General features: G+C 67.9%; 19 protein-coding genes. 11 read left to right on the top strand and 8 right to left on the bottom strand.

The window, feature by feature from the left end:
* Positions 1-127 precede the first annotated feature (127 nt).
* Positions 128-1033 (top strand): LysR family transcriptional regulator, encoded by a 906-nt coding sequence (locus AAHB16_RS10675; RefSeq protein WP_150377193.1) that lies wholly within the window; start codon positions 128-130, stop codon positions 1031-1033.
* Positions 1034-1147: 114 nt separating this feature from the next.
* Here AAHB16_RS10675 and AAHB16_RS10670 read toward each other — a convergent pair whose 3' ends face one another.
* The 3 genes from AAHB16_RS10670 to AAHB16_RS10660 all read right to left on the bottom strand — a co-directional run bounded on the left by AAHB16_RS10670 (position 1148) and on the right by AAHB16_RS10660 (position 4986).
* Positions 1148-2962, bottom strand: a complete 1815-nt coding sequence (locus AAHB16_RS10670; protein WP_446718081.1) for a PepSY-associated TM helix domain-containing protein — start codon at positions 2960-2962, stop codon at positions 1148-1150.
* Between the two features lie 70 nt (positions 2963-3032).
* On the bottom strand, positions 3033-3965 hold the full coding sequence (locus AAHB16_RS10665) for a helix-turn-helix transcriptional regulator (RefSeq protein WP_342050827.1): 933 nt from the start codon (positions 3963-3965) through the stop codon (positions 3033-3035).
* A 16-nt stretch (positions 3966-3981) separates the two neighbouring features.
* On the bottom strand, positions 3982-4986 hold the full coding sequence (locus AAHB16_RS10660) for a Bug family tripartite tricarboxylate transporter substrate binding protein (RefSeq protein WP_342050826.1): 1005 nt from the start codon (positions 4984-4986) through the stop codon (positions 3982-3984).
* Between the two features lie 266 nt (positions 4987-5252).
* Here AAHB16_RS10660 and AAHB16_RS10655 point away from each other — a divergent pair, with 266 nt between their 5' ends.
* The 9 genes from AAHB16_RS10655 (at position 5253) to AAHB16_RS10615 (ending at position 14467) form a co-directional block, all read left to right on the top strand.
* Entirely contained in the window at positions 5253-6098 is an 846-nt protein-coding gene (locus tag AAHB16_RS10655) for a sulfurtransferase (RefSeq protein WP_342050825.1), read from the top strand.
* A complete protein-coding gene (locus AAHB16_RS10650) occupies positions 6095-7891 on the top strand; it encodes an FAD-dependent oxidoreductase (RefSeq protein ID WP_342050824.1) in 1797 nt (598 codons plus the stop codon). Before AAHB16_RS10655 ends, AAHB16_RS10650 begins: the two co-directional genes overlap by 4 nt.
* An 83-nt stretch (positions 7892-7974) precedes the next feature.
* Positions 7975-9360, top strand: coding sequence for an LLM class flavin-dependent oxidoreductase (locus AAHB16_RS10645; protein ID WP_342050823.1), 1386 nt, complete (start codon positions 7975-7977; stop codon positions 9358-9360).
* A gap of 15 nt (positions 9361-9375) precedes the next feature.
* Positions 9376-9921 (top strand): carboxymuconolactone decarboxylase family protein, encoded by a 546-nt coding sequence (locus tag AAHB16_RS10640; protein WP_150377186.1) that lies wholly within the window; start codon positions 9376-9378, stop codon positions 9919-9921.
* 26 nt (positions 9922-9947) lie between these two features.
* Positions 9948-11192, top strand: a complete 1245-nt coding sequence (locus tag AAHB16_RS10635) for an ABC transporter substrate-binding protein (protein WP_150377185.1) — start codon at positions 9948-9950, stop codon at positions 11190-11192.
* On the top strand, positions 11189-11989 hold the full coding sequence (locus AAHB16_RS10630) for an ABC transporter ATP-binding protein (RefSeq protein WP_150377184.1): 801 nt from the start codon (positions 11189-11191) through the stop codon (positions 11987-11989). Before AAHB16_RS10635 ends, AAHB16_RS10630 begins: the two co-directional genes overlap by 4 nt.
* On the top strand, positions 11986-12729 hold the full coding sequence (locus AAHB16_RS10625; protein WP_342050822.1) for an ABC transporter ATP-binding protein: 744 nt from the start codon (positions 11986-11988) through the stop codon (positions 12727-12729). Before AAHB16_RS10630 ends, AAHB16_RS10625 begins: the two co-directional genes overlap by 4 nt.
* Positions 12726-13595, top strand: a complete 870-nt coding sequence (locus AAHB16_RS10620; RefSeq protein WP_150377182.1) for a branched-chain amino acid ABC transporter permease — start codon at positions 12726-12728, stop codon at positions 13593-13595. The genes AAHB16_RS10625 and AAHB16_RS10620 overlap by 4 nt, the downstream gene beginning before the upstream one ends.
* Positions 13592-14467: a branched-chain amino acid ABC transporter permease gene (locus AAHB16_RS10615; protein WP_150377181.1), complete on the top strand. Its 876-nt coding sequence runs from the start codon at positions 13592-13594 to the stop codon at positions 14465-14467. The genes AAHB16_RS10620 and AAHB16_RS10615 overlap by 4 nt, the downstream gene beginning before the upstream one ends.
* Here the strand turns inward: AAHB16_RS10615 and AAHB16_RS10610 are convergent.
* Positions 14452-16038 (bottom strand): hypothetical protein, encoded by a 1587-nt coding sequence (locus AAHB16_RS10610; protein WP_342050821.1) that lies wholly within the window; start codon positions 16036-16038, stop codon positions 14452-14454. The two genes, AAHB16_RS10615 and AAHB16_RS10610, sit on opposite strands and share 16 nt — an antisense overlap.
* A gap of 137 nt (positions 16039-16175) precedes the next feature.
* Positions 16176-16559, bottom strand: coding sequence for a hypothetical protein (locus AAHB16_RS10605; RefSeq protein ID WP_342050820.1), 384 nt, complete (start codon positions 16557-16559; stop codon positions 16176-16178).
* 231 nt (positions 16560-16790) lie between these two features.
* Between AAHB16_RS10605 and AAHB16_RS10600 the strand changes: the two genes are divergently transcribed.
* Entirely contained in the window at positions 16791-17063 is a 273-nt protein-coding gene (locus AAHB16_RS10600; RefSeq protein WP_150377178.1) for a hypothetical protein, read from the top strand.
* A gap of 41 nt (positions 17064-17104) precedes the next feature.
* Here AAHB16_RS10600 and AAHB16_RS10595 read toward each other — a convergent pair whose 3' ends face one another.
* The 3 genes from AAHB16_RS10595 to AAHB16_RS10585 form a co-directional block, all read right to left on the bottom strand.
* Entirely contained in the window at positions 17105-19450 is a 2346-nt protein-coding gene (locus AAHB16_RS10595; RefSeq protein ID WP_342050819.1) for an IPT/TIG domain-containing protein, read from the bottom strand.
* An 84-nt stretch (positions 19451-19534) separates the two neighbouring features.
* On the bottom strand, positions 19535-19819 hold the full coding sequence (gene bufA2 / locus AAHB16_RS10590) for a BufA2 family periplasmic bufferin-type metallophore (RefSeq protein ID WP_150377176.1): 285 nt from the start codon (positions 19817-19819) through the stop codon (positions 19535-19537).
* 41 nt (positions 19820-19860) lie between these two features.
* Complete coding sequence (locus AAHB16_RS10585) at positions 19861-20628, bottom strand: alpha/beta fold hydrolase (protein ID WP_150377175.1); 768 nt, start codon at positions 20626-20628, stop codon at positions 19861-19863.
* Positions 20629-20826 lie beyond the last annotated feature (198 nt).

The following is a 20826-nucleotide window of genomic DNA, read 5'->3' as shown; positions in this document are numbered from 1 at the left end:
TTGTCTCCATATCGTTTTTTGCCCTTCTTGGCTGTCCGAAGGGATGACGTCAGTGTATGGAGTCTCTTGGCAATGCAAAAGCGTACAATCCGCGATATCTGATATCTATTTTCTGGATGGATAGTTCATGAACCTCAAGCAGCTGGAAACGGTCGCGCTGGTGGCCGAACTCGGCTCCCTGTCGCGCGCGGCGCGGGCGCTGGGCATCGCGCAGTCGCTGGTCAGCCGCGCGATTGCGCAGATCGAGGGGGAATGGGGAGACCGGCTGTTCGAGCGGACGGGGCGCGGTGTGGTGCTCTCGGAATTCGGGCAGCGGATCGTGCCGCATGTGCGGCTGCTGCTCGATCAGTCGGCGCGATTGCAGGACGAGGTCAAGGATGCGGCGGGCATTCCGGTGGGGCTCGTCAAGATCGGGGTATTACCGTCGATGGCGCCGCGGCTGGTGCCCGCGCTGTTCGAGGATCTGCGGTCGCTGGCGCCGGGAGTACGGCTGCATGTGGCGGAGGGGTTCAGCGGGCAGCTCGACGAGGCGCTGGAGTCGGGGCGGATCGATCTGGCACTGATCAACCGGTATAGCCCGGGGCCACGGCAGGACGAGGATGTGCTGGCGCAGGTGCCGACCTATCTGATCTGCACGCCGGCGCATCCGTTTGCGAGGTTGTCGCAGCTGGCGTTTCGGAAGCTCGATGGCATTCCGCTGGTGTTGCCGCCGTCGCCGAACGGGTTTCGGTCGATTCTCGACCAGCATGCGCGGCGGCTCGGCATCTCGCTCGATGTGGCGCTGGAGGTGGAGTCGCTGAGCACGATGAAGGAGGTGGCGCTATCGGGCTGCGCGCTGACGATTCTGCCGCGGCTGGCGGTGGCACAGGATATGGAAGCCGGCCGGCTGGCGGCCGTGGAAATCGTCGATCCCCGCATGCCACGCGATATCGCAATGGGCGTGACGCGCCACCACCCACTCTCGCGCGCGGCGCGGCTCGTGTTGTCGCGGCTGCACGACCTCGTACCGCGTGTGGCTAGCGGTGCGCTGTGACGAGGGGCGGTCCGCCAGCGGACGCGCGGCGCGAGGTCGACGCAAGCCGCGCGAGTCGCGAAGGCCATGCGCCTTGGGCCGTCGTGGGCAGTGGGCCGCTCGACTGTGGGCTCGTTATGTGGCCAGGCGGCGGGTCTGCCGCAGCATGACACCGCGGTCGAGTAGCCATACCGCGAGCATCGTGGCGCCCATCATCGGGAAGATCGCGCCAAGGAGCCCGAGGCCGGTGACCCACGCGCGCATCGGCGGGACCGCGGAGGGATAGCTCGGCGCCGCGAGCGCGCGGGCGGGCCGGCGCTTCCACCACATCACGAAGCCGCTGATCGCGAGCCCCATCAGGCCGAGGGAAATCGCCGCGCATACGATCTGGTTGGCCATGCCGAAGTAGCGGCCCATATGCAGCGAGGTGCCATACGACACCGCGCGCGCGACTGGGCCGTAGTCCGCGTAAGAGATATCGCGCACGATGCGGCCGTCGTGCGGGTCGATATGCAGCGTGCGTTCGGCCTGCGGGTCGGCGGGGAAGCACGACACGGTATAGACCGCGTTGGGCCGGGTCGGCAACGCGACCTGGCAACCGCTACCGGCCCCGCGCGCGGCGGCGATCTGGACGACCTGGTCGAGTGTCAGCGTTGCGGGCTGGCCGCTGGCGTTGGGCACTTGGGTCAGGCCCGTGGCCCACGGTAGCTCGGATAGCGGCAGCGATTCCATCGTCTGCCCGGCGGCACCGGTCATGGCACTACCGCCCGCGCCTGCGGCACGCGGGCCGTTGCCATCGGCGATGGCTTGCCCGCCCGTCATGGTGCCTGCATGGCCAGCGTGGGTCATGGCATTGCCACCCTCGCCTGCGGCGCGCGGGCCGTTGCCATCGGCGATGGCTTGCCCGCCGGTCGTGGTGCCTGCATGGCCAGTGTGGGTCATGGCATTGCCGCCCGCGCCTGCGGCACGCGGGCCGTTGCCATCGGCGATGGCTTGCCCGCCGGTCGTGGTGCCTGCATGGCCAGTGTGGACCATGGGGCTGGTCGTGAGGCTGGTCGTGGGGACGGTCGTGGGGCTGCTCGTGGGGACGGGCTCCGCGCCCGTGTGCGCGGCATGGCCCGTGTGCGCGGCATGGCCGGTGTGCCCGGTATGGCTCGTGTGCTCGCTATGGTTGGCCGCATGGCCGGCCGCCTGTGCCGGCCCATGTCCCTCATGCCCGCCGCCGGCAGCCGGCCGCCCCAGATTCGCCTTCGTCGCCAGCGCCTTGAACTGCTGCCCCCACGACGCCGTCCACGGCAACCCCGACAACACGAACGCCAACGCCCCCACCGCAAGCCACGCGCCCAGCACGCTGTGCAGTTCCTTCCACCACCCGCGCTTGCCACCCGCCGGCCGCATCGCAAACGCCCCCGCCCTCCTCTCGCGCAGGCGCGGCCACCACATCGCAATCCCGGTGGCCAGCATCACCAGCACCCAGCAGCCCGCCAGCTCCATCAGCAGTTCGCCCGGCTTCCCTACCAGCAACGCGCGATGGAGCATCCGCACCTGCTTCATCAGGCGGTCCTCCACACTCAGCGTCCCAAGCCGCTCGCCCGTATAGGGATTCAGATACACGCTCTCGCTCTGCCCCGGTCCGAGCCGGAACACGAACTCCGCGCTCGCGCCCGGGTTCGCATTGACCGCATAGGTCGTGGCCACCGCCCCCGCCGGCGCGCCCGCGCGCGCACGGTCCAGCAGCGTCTGCGCAGGCAAAGGCTGCCCAGCCGGCTCCACGCGCAGCCACTGCGGATACAGCAGCGGCTCGATCTGCGGCTGAAAGCAATAAATCGTGCCCGTCACCGCAAGCACGATCAGAAACGGCATGACGAACAGGCCGGCATAGAAATGCCAGCGCCAGAGCATGCGATAGGCGGAAGACGCCGCATTGGCGGCAGGAGCGTGTGAGGACAAGATATTCGGGACGGAAAGTCGTGAAGCGAAGGATACTCAGTTTCGCGCGGAATTTCGCCGTGCCCGAATGTCACACCCCGCGCGGCAGCGGGGCGAATGTGGACACGCTAGGACGCAGCGCATCCGGCGCCAGGGCAACCGCCTGCCGATAGCTGGACGGCGTCCACCCCGTGTTGTCGCGCATGAACCGCGTGAAATGCGGCGGTGCGTTGAACCCGAGTTCGTAAGCGATATCGGCAATCGAACGCGAGCTATCGAGCAACAGCGCAAATGCCATCTCCAGCCGGCGCATGTTGTAGAACGCGCGAGGCGGCAGCCCGGTGGCGCGACGGAACAGCGTAAAGAAGTGCCGCTCCGACACGTCGTACCGGCGCGCCGCATCGCCAATCTCGCGAAACGTGTTCAGCTCCCCAAAGACCAGCGCGTTGGCCTCGGCGCGAATGGAAGGCGCCTGCGCATCGTCGGCCGGTGCCGACGGCAACGGCCCACGTTCCATCGCGGCATGCGCCACCGCGCCAAACACCGCATCGACGCACTGCCGGACCGCCACCGCGCCGGGGTCCTGCACCGTCATCGCATCGACGAGTTCGCGCAACGCCGCGCGCGCATCGCGCGCCAGCGCGATCGGTACATTGGGTCCCGCGGTACCCGGCGCGGGCATGGCCAGGCCCGCGCGCGCCGCCAGCGAGGCCGAGGCCTTGATCAGCACCGACCCCGGCAATCCCCGCGCGCCACCGCCCTCGCCCGCGCGCGGAATCGCGTAGATCTGCCGCGGCCGCAACAGGATGGCATCGTGCGGCAACAGCCGACGCGCATGGCCATCGATCAGCACATCGAGCGGCGCCTCATCGACGTTGGCCAGAACCTGCTCGCAATCGCGCGTGTGCGGCGCGAAGACGACGTCGGGCGCCAGCAGCGACACGCGGCCGAACGCACCCCCGAGGTATCCCAGATGGGCACCATGTGGCGTATCGAACGGGGCAGCGTGCTGCGGCAAGGCCATCGTCGGCATTCGCTCCCTAATCGGCCGCCACGAGCCGCCCGTCGGCGGTCAGCCGCGACCACGTCTTTTTCTCGATCTGCACGGTGCGCGCCAGTTGCGCGCTGCTGGTATCGGGCACTTCCGCGCCCCACTGTGCGACGGTATCGCGCACGGCAGGCTCCACCGATACCGCCTGAATCTGCGCGGAGAGTCTGGCCAGCACATCGGCCGGCACGCCCTTCGGCGCGAACAACGCGATCCACGAAGCGATGTTCGGCAGCCCGGGCACGCCCGCTTCACCGAGCGTCGGCACTTCGGGCACGGCCTTGCTGCGCGCCGTGGTGCTGACGGCCAGCGCTTCGAGCTTGCCCGAACGGATCTGCGGCAATGCCGTCACCAGCGAAATGATCGCGATATCGACATCGCCCGCGAGCACGGCCTGCAGCTGCCGCGCACCGGTAGCATACGGCACGTGCACGACATCGACGTTCCCGTTCTGCTTGATCAGTTCGCCAAGGAAATGCATGCCGGTACCGATGCCCGGCGACGCGTAATTGAGCTTGCCCGGCCGCTCGCGCGCGGTGCCGAGGAACTTCTCGAACGTGCCGAAGCGTCCGGCCTGCGCGACGATCACGTATGGCGTGGCCGCAATCTGCCCGACCGGCTGCAATTCGCCTTCCGGATCCACATTGCCGGCGCGCGAGGCCCATGATGTCGTGATCGATGTGCCCGTGGCCAGCAACGTGTAGCCATCCTTCGGCGCCCCACGCACCTGCCGCGCCGCGATCTCGCCGCCGGCACCGGACTTGACCTCGAGCACCACGGGCTGGCCGAGCCGTTTGGAAAGTTCCTGCGAGTAGAGATGCGGCGCGTTTGCGGGAAAGCCGTCGCCCCAGGGCATGAGGATGCGGATGGGCTTGTCCGGATAGGTCTGCGCGTGGACGGCCACGCTCGCGAGCGACAGCGCGAGCGTGATCAGCGACGAGATCAGCGACGAGAGCAGATACGAGAGGCGGGCCGCATGGCGGCGGGCGATATTCACAATGACTCCTGCGGATGACTGGCACACGGGGTACCGGGTGCGAGCCATTCTATGAATCATAAGGTCGTGGCACTTACCGCCGGATGAAGCCGCTTAGACCGATTTCGCGCTTGCTTATAACAATTTCGCGGCGGATCGGCATTGCATATGCGCCTGGCGCGCATGCGCGCCCGCCGACTTCAGCCGGTGGTAACGCCTTGCGTGGCGCCCGCGCCGACAATGGCCCCGCATCGTTCCTTCGACCCACGACCATTCCTTCGCCGCTCATGACTACCTTGCACGCCCGCGCCCCATTCGCGCGAGCCGAAGACCTGCTCGACGCGCCGCGCGACAACCGGCTGTTTATCGATGTCCGCCTCGGCGACCCCGCCACCGAACTGGAAAGCTACCGCGATGGCCATATCCACGGCGCGGTCCATGCGCAGATCCGCGACGTCTTTGCCGGCCCCCCGACCGCCGCGACCGGCAACCTGCCGCTGCCCGACCCCGTTTCGCTTGCACTCGTGCTCGAGGCCTGGGGCGTGGATGAAGACACCGAGATCGTGCTGTATGGGCCGAACCTCGCGCTGGCCGCGCGTGCATGGTGGGTGCTGCGCTGGGCGGGCCTGAGCCGCGTGCTCGTGCTCGATGGCGGCCTCAAGGCGTGGACGGCGGCGGGCGGCGCGGTCGCGCGCGGCGACGCTGTGCCCTCGCGGCGGATACCCGGCCGTCTGCCGCGGCTCTCGGCGGGCGCACTGCCCGAAGTCGGCGTGGCCGAGCTCGCGTCCACGCCTCCAGCCACGATCGTCGATGCGCGCGATGCCGCGAGCTATCAGGCCGGGCATCTTCCCGGCGCGATCCATCTTGCCGCCGCCGAACACTGGACGCCATCGGGCCTGATGCGCTCGCGCGAGATCCTCGCCACGCGCTATGCGGAGGCCGGCCTCCGGCCCGGCGGCGACATCGCGGTCTATTGCGGCGGCGGCGTGCTTTCCGCGCTGGTCTGGATGACGATGGTCGAGGCCGGCCTGTCGCCGCGGCTCTATGTGGGCTCCTGGTCGGAATGGTCCAGAGACCCTGCCCGCCTCGCGCGATCCGAAACCGGTATCGGCAAGACGGGAGCCACGGCATGACGCAGGTCGATGTGGTCATCTGCGGTGGCGGTCCGGTCGGCCTGTCCCTCGCCTATCTGCTCGGCCGCGCGGGCGTGCGTACCGTGCTGTGCGAGAAGCGCGCGGGCACCACGACCCTGCCGAAGGGGCAGTTCGTGCATGCCTCGACGGCCGAACTCTACCGGCAATGGGGCGTCTGGCAGCAGCTCGACGATGCGGGCTGGCCGATCGGCGCCTCCAATGGACAGGGCTTCTATCTGCGCGTGGCACTCGGCACGGTGGCCGAGGTGCGCCAGTCCGCCGGCGACGATGCGTACTACGCGCGCAAATGGGCGGATCTCTCGCCCGTGTTCCCGCGCAAGATTCCCGCCTCCGACTACGAGGCCGCGCTGCGCAGGCAAGCGGAGGCATGGCCTAACGTCTCGCTACGTTTCGGTACCGAGGTCGTCGATGTCGCGCAGCACGGCGACGCGGTACAGGTGCGCGTGCGTCATGGCGACGACGAACAGGACATCCGGGCGCGCTATGTCGTCGCCTGCGACGGGGCACGCAGTTTCGTGCGCAGCCGCGTGGCCGGTGGCGAGGACCATGGACCGACGTTCGGTAACCAGATCCTGACCGAGTTCCGGGCATCGCTGGACGACACGCTCGGGCAAGACGGCTTTTTTCATTCGTTCGTGCTGGACCCCCGCTACGCGGGATGGTTCGGCAGCAGGCATCCGCAAACGGGCCTGTGGCGCTACAGCTTCCGCCACGACGAAGAGGCGCTGCCCGATGCCGACGATGTGCGCCGGCGCATTCGCGGCGCGCTCGGCATGCCCGATATCGATATCGAGATCGTCGAAACCTACCGCTTCGACTACACGACGGGACTGCTGCGCCGCTGGCGCGAGAACCGTGTGCTGTTCGCGGGCGATGCCGCGCACTGGCATTCGCCATGGGGCGGCTATGGCGCGAACATCGGCGTACAGGATGCCAACAATCTCGCGTGGAAGCTTGCGCTGGTCCTGCGCGGCGCGGCGCCGGAAGCGCTGCTCGATACCTACGAAGCCGAACGCAAGCCACGCGCGCAACTCGCTGTGAAGGCGGCGACGTACAACTCGCTGAATTTTCAGGCGATCGTCCAGGCCACGCTGCTCGGAGAACCGGATGCCGCGCGTACCGGTGCGCTGAGCCCGCAAGGGGTCGCGTTCCTGCGCGATGCGCTCGTGCGGCATGGTGCCAACAGCGTGCTGCATACGGGCTTCCAGCTTGGCACGACCTACGGCGGCGACGAGAGCGACAGGAGAGACGAGAGCGACGGACGTGTTGCCGTGCTGCGGGACGGCGCCATCGCGCCGCCAGCCTCGCTCGAGCACTACGTCGAGAGCACGGTACCCGGCACGCGTGCCCCCCACGTCTGGCTGCGGCGCGACGATGGCACGCTCCTGTCGACTGTGGACCTCTGGCATGGCCGCTTCACGCTGCTCGTGCAGCGCGGCGCGCCGGCCTGGCGTGCGGCCGCGGCACGCGCGCTGGATGCCCTCGATATCGACGTGGACGTCGTGGACCTCGGACCCGACGGTCCATACACACCGGACGCGGAAAAATTCGACCGCCTCTATGCGCTCCATGACGGGGACGCGCTGCTCGTGCGGCCCGACGGCTTTGTCGCGCGGCGCCTGACCGCGCGGACCCCGCCGGGACCGGCGCTCGCGGAAACGCTGCGACGACTGCTCGGCCTCGTCCCTGCCGCGGAGGCGGGGACGGCCGGGGCGGCGATGTCCGCCCAGCCCCGCGCCATAAGCCGCCCAGTGGCAGCGCCGATCGTATAACGGCATGCGAAAACCATCGTTCCGCTTTGGTGCGAGCCCCCCGACAATGGCTCGCTTTCGTGCCGTTATCGGTGTTTTCCCGTATGCCACGCCAGATTCGCCTCAATGCCTTCACGATGAACTGCGTGGTCCACCTCGCCCCCGGGCAGTGGACCGCGGAGAGCGACCGGTCAACCGGCTATCTCGACACCGGTCACTGGGTCGAGCTTGCAAGGCTGCTGGAGCGCGGTCGCTTCGATAGCCTGTTCCTCGGCGATATCACGGGTATCTACGACGTAGCAGGCGGCTCGGCCGAGATGGCACTGCGCACCGCCGCGCAGGTGCCGATGAACGACCCCGCGCCGCTTATCCCGCTCATGGCCCACGCCACCACGCATCTCGGATTCGGCGTCACGCAGTCCGTTTCCTACGAACATCCCTATCTGCTGGCGCGGCGGCTGAACACGCTCGACCATCTGAGCAAGGGCCGCGTGGCCTGGAATATCGTCACGTCGTACCTCGACAGTGGCGCGCGCAGCCTCGGCCTCGATGCGCTGGCCGCGCACGATGCGCGCTACGACCGCGCCGACGAATTCCTCGATGTCTGCTACGCGCTGTGGGAAGGCGGCTGGGAAGACGGCGCCGTGGTGCGCGACCGCGAGACCGGCGTCTATGCGGACCCCGCGCGCATTCACCGCGTGCGGCACGCGGGCGAACACTTCCGTACCGACGGCGTATTCCAGTGCGAGCCGTCGCCGCAACGCACGCCGTTGCTGTTTCAGGCGGGCGGCTCCGACCGCGGCACGCGCTTTGCCGCGCGCCATGCCGAATGCATCTTCGTGGGCGCGCCCACGCCGGCGGGTCTGCGGCGCACGGTGCAGCGGCTGCGCGACGCGCTGCGCGAGGCCGGCCGCGATCCCGCGTCGGTGCGCATCTTCGCGATGTTCACGGCCATCGTCGATGAGACCGAAGCCCTCGCCAAGGCCCGCCACGACGCCTATCGCGCGCGCGTGAGCTACGACGGCGCGCTGGCGCTGCTGTCGGGCTGGACGGGCATCGACCTGAGCCGCTACGCACCCGACGACACGCTCGAGTATGTCGATACCAACGCCGGACAGTCCGCGCTCGCGTCGTTCAGCAAGCTGGACCCGAGCCGCACGTGGACCGTGCGCGATGCCGTCGAGTTCGTCGGTATCGGCGGGCGCGGCGGTGTGGCCGTCGGCGACGCGCGGCAGGTGGCCGACACGCTCGAGGCGTGGATGGACGAAACGGGCATCGACGGCTTCAACCTCGCGTCGGTCGAGATGCCGCGCACGTTCGAGGACATCGTCACGTACCTCGTGCCCGAATTGCAGCGGCGCGGCGTCTACAAGACCGAGTATGCGCCGGGCACGCTGCGCGAGAAGCTCACCGGCACCGATGACCGGCCCTCTTCCGCCACGCTTCAGGCGCCGCATATCGGCGCGACGTTCCGACACCCTGCTTCCTGATTCTCCGGAGTTCCCATGCCCCGCGTTACCGAGTTGTCCCCCGATACGTTCGACAGCAGCCGCCGCGCGCTGTTCGAGGCCTTCACAGGCAATGGCCATCATTTTGCCGATCAGTTCTCGGTGCTCGCGCACGTCGGTCCCGCCGTCGATCATCTGCCGCAGATGCTACTGGAGCTCAAGGCCCGCAACGCAGTGCCCCATCGCTTTATCGAGATCGCCATCGTGGTCGTGTCGCTGCTCAACGACTGCGAGTATTGCGTGCGCAACCACGCGCCGCGGCTGGCCGTGGAAGGCGTGAGCGAAGACGGCGCGCGACGCCTGCTCGACTATGCGGACCACCCCGAACTGTCCGAGGCGGACAAGCTCGTGGTCGAGTATGCGATCGCCGTCACGCAGCAGCCGCAGCGCATCCGCGACAACGTGTTCGAGCGCCTGCGTACCCATTTCTCGGAAGCCCAGATCGTCGAGCTGACGTTGCGCATCGCCTTGTGCGGGTTCTTCAATCGATTCAATCAGGCATTGCAGATCGGCGAAGACGCCACTGCCGTGCATCCTCTCTAAGCCCTTCAGCGATTCAAAGACCGTCCATGTCCCGTCTTCCCTCGGCCCAGCGCCGGGCCCTGCTGCGCGCGCTCGGCGCCGGCACGGCCGCCGCCTCCCTGTCCCAGTTCTCGTCCCTTGCCTTTGCACAGGACAGCGGCCCCATCCGCATCGGCATCCTGGCCCCGCTGAGCGGCGGCGGCGGTGCCTATGGCGCCGGCATGGTGAATGCCGCCCGCAAGGCGGCGGAGTTCATCAATTCGCAGGCGGGCGGCGTGCTCGGTGGCCGCAAGATCGAAATCCTCGTCGAGGACGACGAAAGCAATCCGACCGCCGGCGTGGCGGCCGCGCGCAAGCTGCTGGACGTGTCGAAAGTAAGCGCGATCGTCGGCGTATGGAGCAGCGCGGTAGCGATGGCCGTCAAGCCGCTGACCGTCGAGCGCGGTATTCCGTTGCTCGTGACGGGTTCCGGCGACGAAGTCACGCAGGGCGACAACAAGGGCCTCGTCTGGCGTTTCCAGGCGCGGGGCAGCGACTGGGGCGCGGTGTTCGCGCACGCGGCGCTCAAGGATGGCGCGCGCAAGGCGTCGCTGCTCGTGTTGCAGACGCCGTTTACGCTGAGCATGGTCGATCCGTTCGTCAATGCGTTCAGGAAAGGCGGCGGCGAGGTGCTCGACACCGTCTACTACAACCCCAACCAGCCGTCGTATCGCGCGGAAGTCGAGAAGGTCTTCGGCCGCAAGCCCGATGCCGTGTTCGTGCCCAGCTATCTGCCCGACCTGTCCGCGATCGCGCGCGAGGTCTACCGCGGCGGGTTCAGCGACACGCGCCTGTATGCGAACTCGTCGTCGGCCGATGCGGAAGGCGCGTTTATCAAGAACGTCGGCAAGCAGGTGGCCGAAGGGATTCACCATATCCAGTCGATCCCGCCCGCCACGTCCACCGCCTATCGCACGTTTGCGAAGGAAGCGGGCATCGCGCCGGGTACGCTGGCCATTTTCCCGTCGAACGTCTGGGACGAGATTTCGGTGCTGGCATTGGCGATCGAGCGCGCGGGCAGCGCCGATCCGAAGGTCTTCGCCAAGGCGATTCCGACCGTGGTCAACGGTCCGGGCACGGCCGTGGAGAACCCCGTCGATGGGCTCAAGGCCCTGCGGGCGAAGCAGGCGATTGCCTACAGCGGCGCCGGTTCGCAGTTCCGCTTCACGCCGACCGGCGACCAGCTCAATCGCGAGTACGGGCATTTCGTGATCCGCAACGGCGCGAATCAGCTCGTCGATACACTGCGGTGAGGCCGGACCCGCTCGCCTGGCCGGCCGGAGGGCTGCGCGCCGACGCGGTACGCGTATCGTTCGGCGGCCTTGTCGCGCTCGACGGCGTCTCGCTGCAACTCGCGCCGGGCCGCATCACTGGCCTCATCGGCCCCAACGGCGCGGGCAAGTCCACGCTGTTCAGCGTGCTCGCGGGCACGCAGCGGCCCGATAGCGGCCGCGTGCTGCTGGGGGCCGACGATATCACCACGCTGCCCGTGCATCGCCGCGCGCGTCGCGGCGTCGCCCGCACGTTCCAGCTCGCGCGCGAGCTGGACAGCCTGACCGTGCTCGAGAACCTGCTGCTGGCCACGCCCGATCATCCCGGCGAACGCCTGTGGCCGCTGGCCTTCGCGCGTGGCCGCGTGCGGCGGGCGGAGCGCGAGGCAACCGATCGCGCGATGGCGCTGCTCGAACGCGCCCGGCTGCAACGGCTGGCCGACGCGCCGGCCGGCGCGCTGTCGGGCGGGCAGAAGAAACTGCTGGAACTCTGCCGCGCACTGATGGCCGATCCCGATATCGTGCTGCTCGACGAACCCGCCGCGGGCGTGAACCCCGTGCTCGTCGAATCGCTGGGCCAATTCATCCTCGATCTGCGCGACGAGGGCAAGACCTTTGCACTGGTCGAACACAACATGGACCTCATCGCGGCGCTGAGCGATCACGTCGTGGTGCTGGCACAGGGTGCGATGCTGGCCGAAGGCTCCTTTGCATCCGTCACCGACGACCCGCGCGTCCGCGCCGCGTATCTGGGCGCGGAGTTCGGAGCTGCCGCATGACCGCTCCCCTGATTCTCGACGGCGTCACCGCCGGCTATCACGGCAAGGCGATCGTGCATGGCGTGTCGCTCGATATCCCCGCTGGCGGCGCGCTGACCGTGATCGGCCCCAACGGGTCGGGCAAATCGACGCTGCTGAAGAGCGTGGTCGGCCTCGTGCCGCTGATGTCGGGGAGCATCGGGCTCGGCGAGCGCGAGATCGGTACGCGCGACGCGCCCGCGCGCACGCGGCTCGGCCTTGCCTATGTGCCGCAGGAGCGGAACGTGTTCCCGAATCTGAGCGTCGCCGACAACCTGCGGCTCGGCTGGGAAGCACTGCATGGTCGTGCCGGCCGCCATGCGCGCGCACTGGAACGCGCGCGGCGCGACGAGGTACTCGCACTGTTCCCGGAAATCGCGGACCGCCTCGCCACGCCCGCGGGCCTCCTCAGTGGCGGCCAGCGGCAGATGGCCGCGATGGCCTCGGCGCTGATGCAGAACCCGTCGCTGCTCGTCCTCGACGAACCCTCCGCCGGCCTCTCGCCACGCAATGCATCGCTGCTGTTCGATCGCATCGCCGATATCCGCGCCACCGGCATCACGCTGCTGATGATCGAGCAGAACGTGCGGCTCGGCCTTCGCGTGGCCGACCATGGCGTCGTGCTCGTCAATGGGGAGATCCGCCTCCGCGCGAGCGCCGCGCATCTGCTGCATGACGCCGATCTGCCGGCATTGTTCTTTGGTCACGCCCTGCCTACATGATCGATACGCTTCAAATCCTGTTCAACGGCGTGGTGTCCGGCCTGCTCGTCGCCCTGCCCGCGCTGGCGCTCGCCCTGACCTTCAGCGTGCTGCGCTTCGCCAATTTCGCGATCGGCGCGATGCTGACCGCCGGTGCCTATGCCATCTACGCCTTCAACGCGGGCCTCGGCTGGCCGCTGTGGGCGGCGGCGCTCGCGGGCATCGTGCTCGGCGGCGGCCTCGCCATGCTGGTCGATCGGCTCGTCTATCGTCCGCTGCGCGAGCGCTCGCCCGTGACGCTGCTCGTCGCCAGCATGGGCGTCGCATTCGTGCTGGAGAACCTCGTGCGCTTTGTCGCCGGCAACGCGCCGGTGGGCTACGCGGTGGATCCCGCGCGGCCGCTGCGGCTTGCCGGCCTGCGCGTGAATCACGAACAACTGCTGATCGTCGCCATCGGCGTGGCAAGCCTTGCGCTGGTGTGGGGCGTGTTCCGCTTTACCGCGCTGGGCCGCGCCATGCGCGCGGTGGCCGACAATGCTCCGCTCGCGGCCGCGCGCGGCATCGTCGCGAATCGCGTGATCGGCGCCACCTGGTTTATCGCGGGCGGGCTCGCCACGACCGCCGGCATGCTGATCGGACTCGATTCGACGCTCGACCCGCAGATGGGCTGGAATTATGTGATCCAGGTCTTCGCGGCGGCCATCCTCGGCGGCATTGCGCACCCCATGGCCGCGGTGGCCGGCGCGCTCGTGCTCGGTGTCAGCGCCGAGCTCTCGACCCTCGTCATCGCGCCGCACTACCGTCCGCTCGTCGCCTTCGCCGTGCTGACCCTTCTGCTGCTGATTCGCCCCTGGGGCATCTTCGGCACCGCCCGCCTTGCCAAATGACCAGCTACCTGATTTCCCTCCTCGTCCTGGTGTCCATCGCCGGCATCGCCGCGCTCGCGCTGAACCTGCAATGGGGCCTGACCGGCATGGTCAACTTCGGGCTGTTCGGGTTCTATATGCTGGCCGCCTATGTCTATGCGCAGGTCGCTGCCAGCGGCGCATCGCCGTGGCTCGCGCTCGGCGCGGCCATCGCGCTGACCGGCGTCGCCGGCGCGCTCACCAGCCTGATCTCGCTGCGGCTGGCCGACGACTATCTGGCGATCGTCACGCTCGGCTTTGCGGAATGCCTGCGGCTGGTCGCCATCCACGAGGAGTGGCTCACGCGCGGCAGCCTCGGCATTGCCAATATCGCCCGGCCGGTCGCGGGCGATGGCGCGTTTCTCGCGCTCTGCCTCGCGGCGCTGCTGCTGAGCTTCGGCTTGCTGGAGACGATCGCCCGGTCCCCGCTCGGGCGTGCCGCGCGGGCGCTACGCGACGACCCGCTCGTCGCCGCGACGGCGGGCAAGGACGTGCTGTGGCTGCGTGTGAAGCTGTTCGGCATCGGCGCGGCCATCACGGGCGTCGCCGGCGCGCTGCATGCCGGCTACTACCAGTACATCGACCCCACGCAGTTCGGGCCGATCATCACCGCCTATGCGTTCATGGGCGTGATCATCGGCGGGCGCGGCAGCAACCGCGGCGTGATCCTGAGCGCGTTCACGGTGATCCTGCTGCTCGAGGGCACGCGCTTTCTCAACGACCATATCGGCTGGCTCGCGCCGGCGCAGCTCGCGGCCCTGCGCCTGATGCTGATCGGCGTGGGCCTGATTCTCGCGCTGATCTACCGGCCGCAGGGGCTGGTGCCCGAGTACCGCCGTCAGCTCGCGAGCTGAGCGGCGCTCGCGCGCAGCAGCACGCTGTCATGCATGCGCGACAGGATGTCGTCGCGCTGCAGATCGTCGTCCACGCGGTGCATGGTGTCGTTGCGCACCGCCTCCTGGATCATCCCGAGGACATCGAACGTGCGCGACTTCGACGAGGGGTCCGTGACGTCCGACTCCAGATGCCCGAGCTCGTACTTCTGCACGCGGCGCGACTGGTCGGCGGCCTGCGTGACCGTCGCCTCGACGAGCGCGCCATCGGCATAGGCAAGCCGCATGTCGCTGCTGGCCGTGTCGTGAATCTGCTCGTAGATGTAGTTCTGCGAGTAGCGGCTCTCCGACAGCATCAGCGGCGTGTCGTTGAACAGCGAACGGTGGAAACTCGCGTCAAGCTTCGACGTCTGACGCTGTTGCACGTTGCGATCGTCGCTGGAGCTACCCATGATCTGCGTGTGCTGCGACGCCTGATACGCGAACGAATCGACCTCGTCCGAACGCATCGGGTTGCTGGCCACGGCCGCCTGCGTGATCGACGCGTCGAAATCGCCGAGACCCGTCATCATGCCGCGATCGGCCACGCTCAGCTGAATGTTCGAGCCGGCCGCGCGGATGCCTCCCGCGTCGGACGCACCGCTGCCGTCGCGATGGCCGTGCAGGGTCGCGAAGGCGTCCTTGAACATCGCCATCAGCGCCGGATCGGCCTGCCCGCGGGATTTCGCCGCATCGAACTGCCTGAGGTAGTGCTGGATCGCGGAAGCCTGCTGCGCGGCGCTGCCGAGGGTTGCGGCGTTGGCCATATCGACCTTGACGTCGATATCGCCGGCCGGTCCCCGGACCGTGACGGTGCGTTGCCGGTCGTCTGCGGCAAAGTCGATCGACTGGGTCTTGTTCTGACCCGCGTCGATCGTCGCGTGCAGGTTCACGGATGCGATCACCTTGGGATCGGTATCGAGCAGGTTGCCGAGATCGAGGCGTGGCGGTACTTCACCGAGCGCGTCGAGGGCGGTCTGGAACGCACTGGACAAGCCGGCCAGCGCCTCGCGGTCCGCGGCGGTCAGCGTGCCGTCCGTGACCGCCACGCGCACGGCCAGCCGGTCCCGGTCGCTGCCGAGCGTGACGGTCACCGTCGCCCCGCTGCGAAGGTTTAGCGTCAGCCCCACCTCGTTGGTAGCGGGCGCCTGAAAACGCGAATCGCCAATGTCGCTCGTACCACTGGCCTCCCCGGCCGCTGCATTCGGCCCGACGGCAATGACCGACTGCGAATAGTCGCTTGCGTCCGTGCGGAATCGCTCGAGCATGGCCGCGCCGAGCCCGGCGAACCGGCTGCCGAGCGAAGTCGTCAGGACATTGCCCGCCAGATGGGACGAAATCGCGTCGCTCGAGGCGCGCTGCCATGCGTAGCTGGGAGAGAGTTGCGCAAGCGTGTAGACCGGCGATGCGCCGGTCTGACCCAGCGTCACGGATCCGCTCCGGTTCGTCGGGGCGGCGTTGCTGGCGGGGGCGGGCCGGCTGCCAGCCGGCGCGGCGGAGGCCGCGCCAGTCTGATTCAGGCTCGCGCTGAGGGAGGAAGCGATAGCGACCATGCCGATCATCGAATAAGGAGCATTCGTGATCTATCGGCAACTTTCGCGGAAACCTGAGCAGTCTGCCGGGCCCGGTGATGCGGACGCGGCCGCGTCTTGGCGGTTAATTGAGTAAATTGGCGTTTTTACGATGCCACTCAGCGCGCGGTGCCGGGCTTGCAATCCTCCACGCGGCCGACCACGCGACCCGTGCTCATCATCGGATGCCATTCGTCGGCACTGCGCACCTCGACGGTCGTACCGTCGCGCGCCTGCCGCAGGCTCACCACATGGAAGTACTTCGACTCGGCCTGGCCGCCGTCCGCGATGCGGATATCGACCTTGCCCGGTTCCGGATACGCGATCACCGTGGCGTCTTCCTTCAGCCAGCCCTTGAGGCACAGCACGAGGTCGCTCACGCTCGCCTTGGACTGGATCACCTTGGGATCGCGCGCTTCGATGGCCGAAGGCCCGCTGCTTGCGCAGGCCACGAGCAAGGGGGTGGCCAGGGTGGCGATGAAGAATGCACGGATGCCGTTCATGAAGTCTCCCGTAGAGAAGTGCGATCGGGCGACATGATATGACATCGATGTATCGAAATGTAAGCGTCACACTCGCCGGCGACATTTTCATACAAGGCGATACGTTCCGAGAAATACCGGCGATACAGGTTGGCAGTCAAATGGAACCCAACGCAAGCGATGCCGCAACGCATGGAATAGATGGCATCTCGCAGACGTCCTACTGCACACAACCTGTTGAAGGAACCGATCATGAAACGCCTTGCCCTCTCCACCCTCGCCGCCACGCTGCTCTTCTCCGCGTTTGCCGTGACGGCGCAAGCCAGCACGCCCGTCGATGCCGCGCAGAACACCTCGCGCGCCTATATCGACGCCGATCTGGACGCTTATGTGAAGTCCGGCCTCTCGGCCCTGAACCGCGGCGACGGTTCGCCGTTCGTGTTCGGCACCGAATACCAGCGCCGTCAGGCGCTGTACCGGGAGCTTCGCGCGGAGAACTTCGCGAGGCTGCAACAGCAGCAGTAACGGGAAACGACGGCTCCCCGCGCGCAGGGAGCCGATGCATGCTATCGCGCGATGCGATGCACCTCGCTGTTGAGGCCATCGCTCAGCGTGACGATGAACGCCGTCGCGCTGGCATCGATCTCCGACGCGAACGTCCCACCGCTTTCCGCCACCGCGACCGGTACCGTCCGGCCTTCGACACGCGCCCACGCACTGAGCCAGGGGTAGCGCCGCGCATCCCACCGCAGGTTCAGCGTGCGTCCGTCGATGCGATAGCTACCCCAGCCCGTACGCACGGCTCCGGCGGCCGCCTTGTCCGGCGCGAACGCGTCGGTGCCCGCGTCCGGCGTCGCCAGCGCCGTGACAACGGGCTTCCCATCGCGAACGACGTAGATCGATTCGATACCGCGCATGGCGGGAACGGTGACACTGAACACCGTTGCCGGTGGGGATGCCCGGCGTTCGATCACGGCAAGTTCCAGCGGGAACCGGAACGTGCCGGCGGCGGTGCGTACCTCGAGTTCGGCGGGCCCGCGCGGCGCGGACGCCTCCAATGCCACCGTCTCCGACGTCACGGGAATCGCCACCACCGGATTCAGCTGCGCGGTAGCGCCGTCATCCTTCAGGACACCCGACACGTGCAGAGACATCGCCGCATCGTCGCCACAGCCCAAGCCGTCGCACGGCTCGCCCGCCGCTCCCGCTTCGGCCAGATCCGTGCCCACGCGCCGCCTGGTATCGCTTGGCATCTGCGAGAGGATGTTTGCGTAGGTGAAATCCGAAATGGAACTCGGCTCGTTGTACGACATGATGTCCGAGAACGCCGTGGGACTGAACATGCGTCCCTCGTAGTAGCGCCATGGACCGCCGGCAAGCGCGCCCTCCTGGAACGCGTTCTTCGCGCGGACACCATTGCGCCAGTATGGAAACCGGCGGTCCTCCCAGGTGTGATCCCGCCCAAAGTTGTGGCCCAGTTCATGCAACATGACGCTGCTGACGGGGTCTGCCCCGGTCCAGGTCGCGGGCAATACCGATACGCGGCCCGGTGCATAGGCCAGCCCGCTTCCAATGACCGGCGAGAAGCCGACAAAGAAATCGCTGGATCCTCCGCGACTCGCCACACGCTCTCGCTCCAGCGCATCCAGCCACGCTTCCTCGTTGCCCGGGAACCGCTTGCCGCGGAGCCTGACCTGCCTGGGATGCTTGAAGAGCCTGACATCCGACAGCGGGAACTGCTCGCGCAGCGCGCGCTCCAGCACCGCGAAGCTGGGGGCGGCAGGCTTGGTGCCATCGGGCACCAGGTTCACGACATGCACGCGCATGAACGTCCGCCGCGGAACACTGGCACCGGTCGTGTAGGAGACGCGGCTGATGCTGGCCGGCGAGCGCTTGTCGTGCGCTTCGACGCGAATCCGGAATCCGCGCTGCATCCACGAGGGATCGAGCGTCAGCGTGTAGCTGTTGGCGAGATCGTCCTGCGCCACGGCGCCGGCGCCGAGTTCGGCGGGGCCTTTCATGTCGAACCAGGTCGCGCCGCGGGCGCTGTTCGCAGCCATGAGTCGCACCGTGGGCAACGCCTTTGCCGCATCGGGGGCCGGCTTCAGCCGGACCTTCACCATGGTCGGCTTGTTGGCCACGAACCGCATGTACGGATGCTTCTGCCCGCGGCCAACGGCGTAAAGGTGCGTCTGGCCGATCTGCACGTCTTCGATCGTCACGGGCAGAGGCGCGCTGCCCGTCTTCTTCAGGTATCCGACCGCATAGCTGCGCTTCTGCCCGTCCCACAGTTCGACGGTGCCGTCGCTCCCCCCTTCGGGCACCTCGACGTCGAGCCATGACCCATCGCTCGCGGTGTCGATGACGTTCGCCGTGTCGCCATTCATGTCCACCTGGACGACCCTGTGCAGCCCGCTTCCGGTAATCCGTACGATCTCGCCGGCCTGCGCGTCGGTCTTCTCGAGCGACGCCCGCACGGGCAGCGCCTCCAGCGTCAGCGAAGCCGGGGACACCGCCCTGGCGCCATCCTCGCGAACGGCTTCCACGACGTGCGTCACGTCGGCATCGGTGGCCGTGCCGGGCAGCGTGACGGCGATCTGGGTGGCCGACTGAAACTCGGTGTGCAGCAACGTATCGCCCCACCGGACCCTGGTCCCCCGCGTAAAGCCGTTGCCGCGCAGCGCGATGGACGCGCCCTCCGGCCCCGCCGTCGGCTCGATGGTGTCAAGCTTCAGGGCGACGGCCTCGGGCACCGCGGTCAATGCGGTTGCGGAAATCGGCGCCGGACTCGACGGCGGCGCGACGGCATGGCTGGCGGATGGGCCGTCGTCCCCGCCGCACCCCTGCAACAGGACCATGACAAGTGCGACGGAACAGTGATGTCCGCGCGCGATGCTTCTGGAAGTTCTCATGAACGCCCTTCATAAGGAATGAGCGCCCATGATGAAGTTCGGTGCCGGCCCGCGTGCCGGCGTTAACACAACTTGCGAATCGCCTTACTTCTTCTGTTTCGGCTCCGTCAGCGTGCCGCCTTCCTTCAGGCACGTCGAGGCGGGCTTGACGACTACGCCTTTTCCCTTGCAATCGTTGAGGCCGGCGCAATCGTTGCTCGCCGTCGCGCACAGGCTTTCGCCCTTGCAGGCATTGACGCCATAGCAGCGGCCCGGCGCGTCCTTCTTGTCGGCGGCATGGGCCGGCGCGGCAACGGTGGACAGCGAGGCCAGCGCGACGAGCGCGGCGGCGGTGGCGAGGGTGGCGCGGGTGGTCTTGGTGATGGACATGTCAGGACTCCTTGGTTTCGGACAAGTGGTTCGAGGGGGTGTTAGTTCGCGGCGCGCGCGGCGTCTTCGATGACCTGCGCGACGGCTTCCGGCTGCGAAACGTGTACCGCGTGGCTGGCCTTGATCTCGGTGATCCGGGCGCCCGCGCGCTGGTACATCCAGCGCTGCAGATCCGGGCTCACGATGCGATCTTCGGTCGCGACGATGCCGTAGCTCGGCTTGTCGCGCCATGCGGCCGTCCACACGTTCGCGTTGTAGGCGGCCGTGGTGATCGGCACCTGCGACGCGGCCATGAAGTCCGTGCGGTTCGTGGTCAGGTCGGCCGCGTAGTCCGCATGGAAGGCGGCCGGATCGATCGACAGATGACCGTCGCGCGTCGATGCGAACGCGGCGCCCGCGCCGGGCTTCGATGCCACGAGCTGGGCCATGCCCTCGCCCACGTCCGGCTGCAGCGCGGCCACGTAGACCAGCGCCCTGACCTTGTCGCGCGCACCGGCTTCGGTAATGACCTCGCCGCCGTAGCCGTGGCCTACGAGCACCACGGGACCGCGTTGCAGGCTCACCCGCTCGCGCACGAGCGTGATGTCCTCGCCCAGCGTGGCGTGCGGCAGTTGCACGACGCTGACGTTGTAGCCTTTGTGGATCAGGATATCGTGCACCACGCGCCAGCCGGAACCGTCAACGAACGCGTCGTGCACGAGCACGATGTTCGTGGCGCCGGGCGGCACGGGCGCCGCCGATGTCGCGGCATGACCGAGTGTGGGAATGACCAGTGCCGCCGCGGTGGCGAGCAAAGGAATGAATCGCATCAGGTTGTCTCCAGCAGTTACCAATGAAAGTCGGAAAGCGTGCGGGAGGTATTTGAGGCGATGAATGTGTCGAGCGCGTAGCGGAAATGCACGCGTTCTGTCATGGCATGTATCCGGACCGGAGGCCGATACAGTGGGTTACCAGGAGAAGGGAACCGGAGGGCATTCGCGCCGCGGGGGGGGGCGCCCGCCCGGGGG

Source organism: Cupriavidus sp. OTU4054 (assembly GCF_038440175.1).
Taxonomy (GTDB): domain Bacteria; phylum Pseudomonadota; class Gammaproteobacteria; order Burkholderiales; family Burkholderiaceae; genus Cupriavidus; species Cupriavidus pauculus_D.
This window is presented reverse-complemented; position numbering and strand designations above follow the sequence as displayed.

What these genes read in the sequence shown, in the direction of transcription:
- AAHB16_RS10620 (WP_150377182.1), top strand. Translation starts at nt 12,726, where the DNA reads ATGATCGATACGCTTCAAATCCTGTTCAACGGCGTGGTGTCCGGCCTG.
- AAHB16_RS10675 (WP_150377193.1), top strand. Translation starts at nt 128, where the DNA reads ATGAACCTCAAGCAGCTGGAAACGGTCGCGCTGGTGGCCGAACTCGGC.
- AAHB16_RS10610 (WP_342050821.1), bottom strand. Translation starts at nt 16,038, where the DNA reads ATGGTCGCTATCGCTTCCTCCCTCAGCGCGAGCCTGAATCAGACTGGC.
- AAHB16_RS10585 (WP_150377175.1), bottom strand. Translation starts at nt 20,628, where the DNA reads ATGCGATTCATTCCTTTGCTCGCCACCGCGGCGGCACTGGTCATTCCC.
- AAHB16_RS10650 (WP_342050824.1), top strand. Translation starts at nt 6,095, where the DNA reads ATGACGCAGGTCGATGTGGTCATCTGCGGTGGCGGTCCGGTCGGCCTG.
- AAHB16_RS10665 (WP_342050827.1), bottom strand. Translation starts at nt 3,965, where the DNA reads ATGGCCTTGCCGCAGCACGCTGCCCCGTTCGATACGCCACATGGTGCC.
- AAHB16_RS10645 (WP_342050823.1), top strand. Translation starts at nt 7,975, where the DNA reads ATGCCACGCCAGATTCGCCTCAATGCCTTCACGATGAACTGCGTGGTC.
- AAHB16_RS10605 (WP_342050820.1), bottom strand. Translation starts at nt 16,559, where the DNA reads ATGAACGGCATCCGTGCATTCTTCATCGCCACCCTGGCCACCCCCTTG.
- AAHB16_RS10640 (WP_150377186.1), top strand. Translation starts at nt 9,376, where the DNA reads ATGCCCCGCGTTACCGAGTTGTCCCCCGATACGTTCGACAGCAGCCGC.
- AAHB16_RS10635 (WP_150377185.1), top strand. Translation starts at nt 9,948, where the DNA reads ATGTCCCGTCTTCCCTCGGCCCAGCGCCGGGCCCTGCTGCGCGCGCTC.
- AAHB16_RS10600 (WP_150377178.1), top strand. Translation starts at nt 16,791, where the DNA reads ATGAAACGCCTTGCCCTCTCCACCCTCGCCGCCACGCTGCTCTTCTCC.
- bufA2 (WP_150377176.1), bottom strand. Translation starts at nt 19,819, where the DNA reads ATGTCCATCACCAAGACCACCCGCGCCACCCTCGCCACCGCCGCCGCG.
- AAHB16_RS10595 (WP_342050819.1), bottom strand. Translation starts at nt 19,450, where the DNA reads ATGAGAACTTCCAGAAGCATCGCGCGCGGACATCACTGTTCCGTCGCA.
- AAHB16_RS10625 (WP_342050822.1), top strand. Translation starts at nt 11,986, where the DNA reads ATGACCGCTCCCCTGATTCTCGACGGCGTCACCGCCGGCTATCACGGC.
- AAHB16_RS10655 (WP_342050825.1), top strand. Translation starts at nt 5,253, where the DNA reads ATGACTACCTTGCACGCCCGCGCCCCATTCGCGCGAGCCGAAGACCTG.
- AAHB16_RS10615 (WP_150377181.1), top strand. Translation starts at nt 13,592, where the DNA reads ATGACCAGCTACCTGATTTCCCTCCTCGTCCTGGTGTCCATCGCCGGC.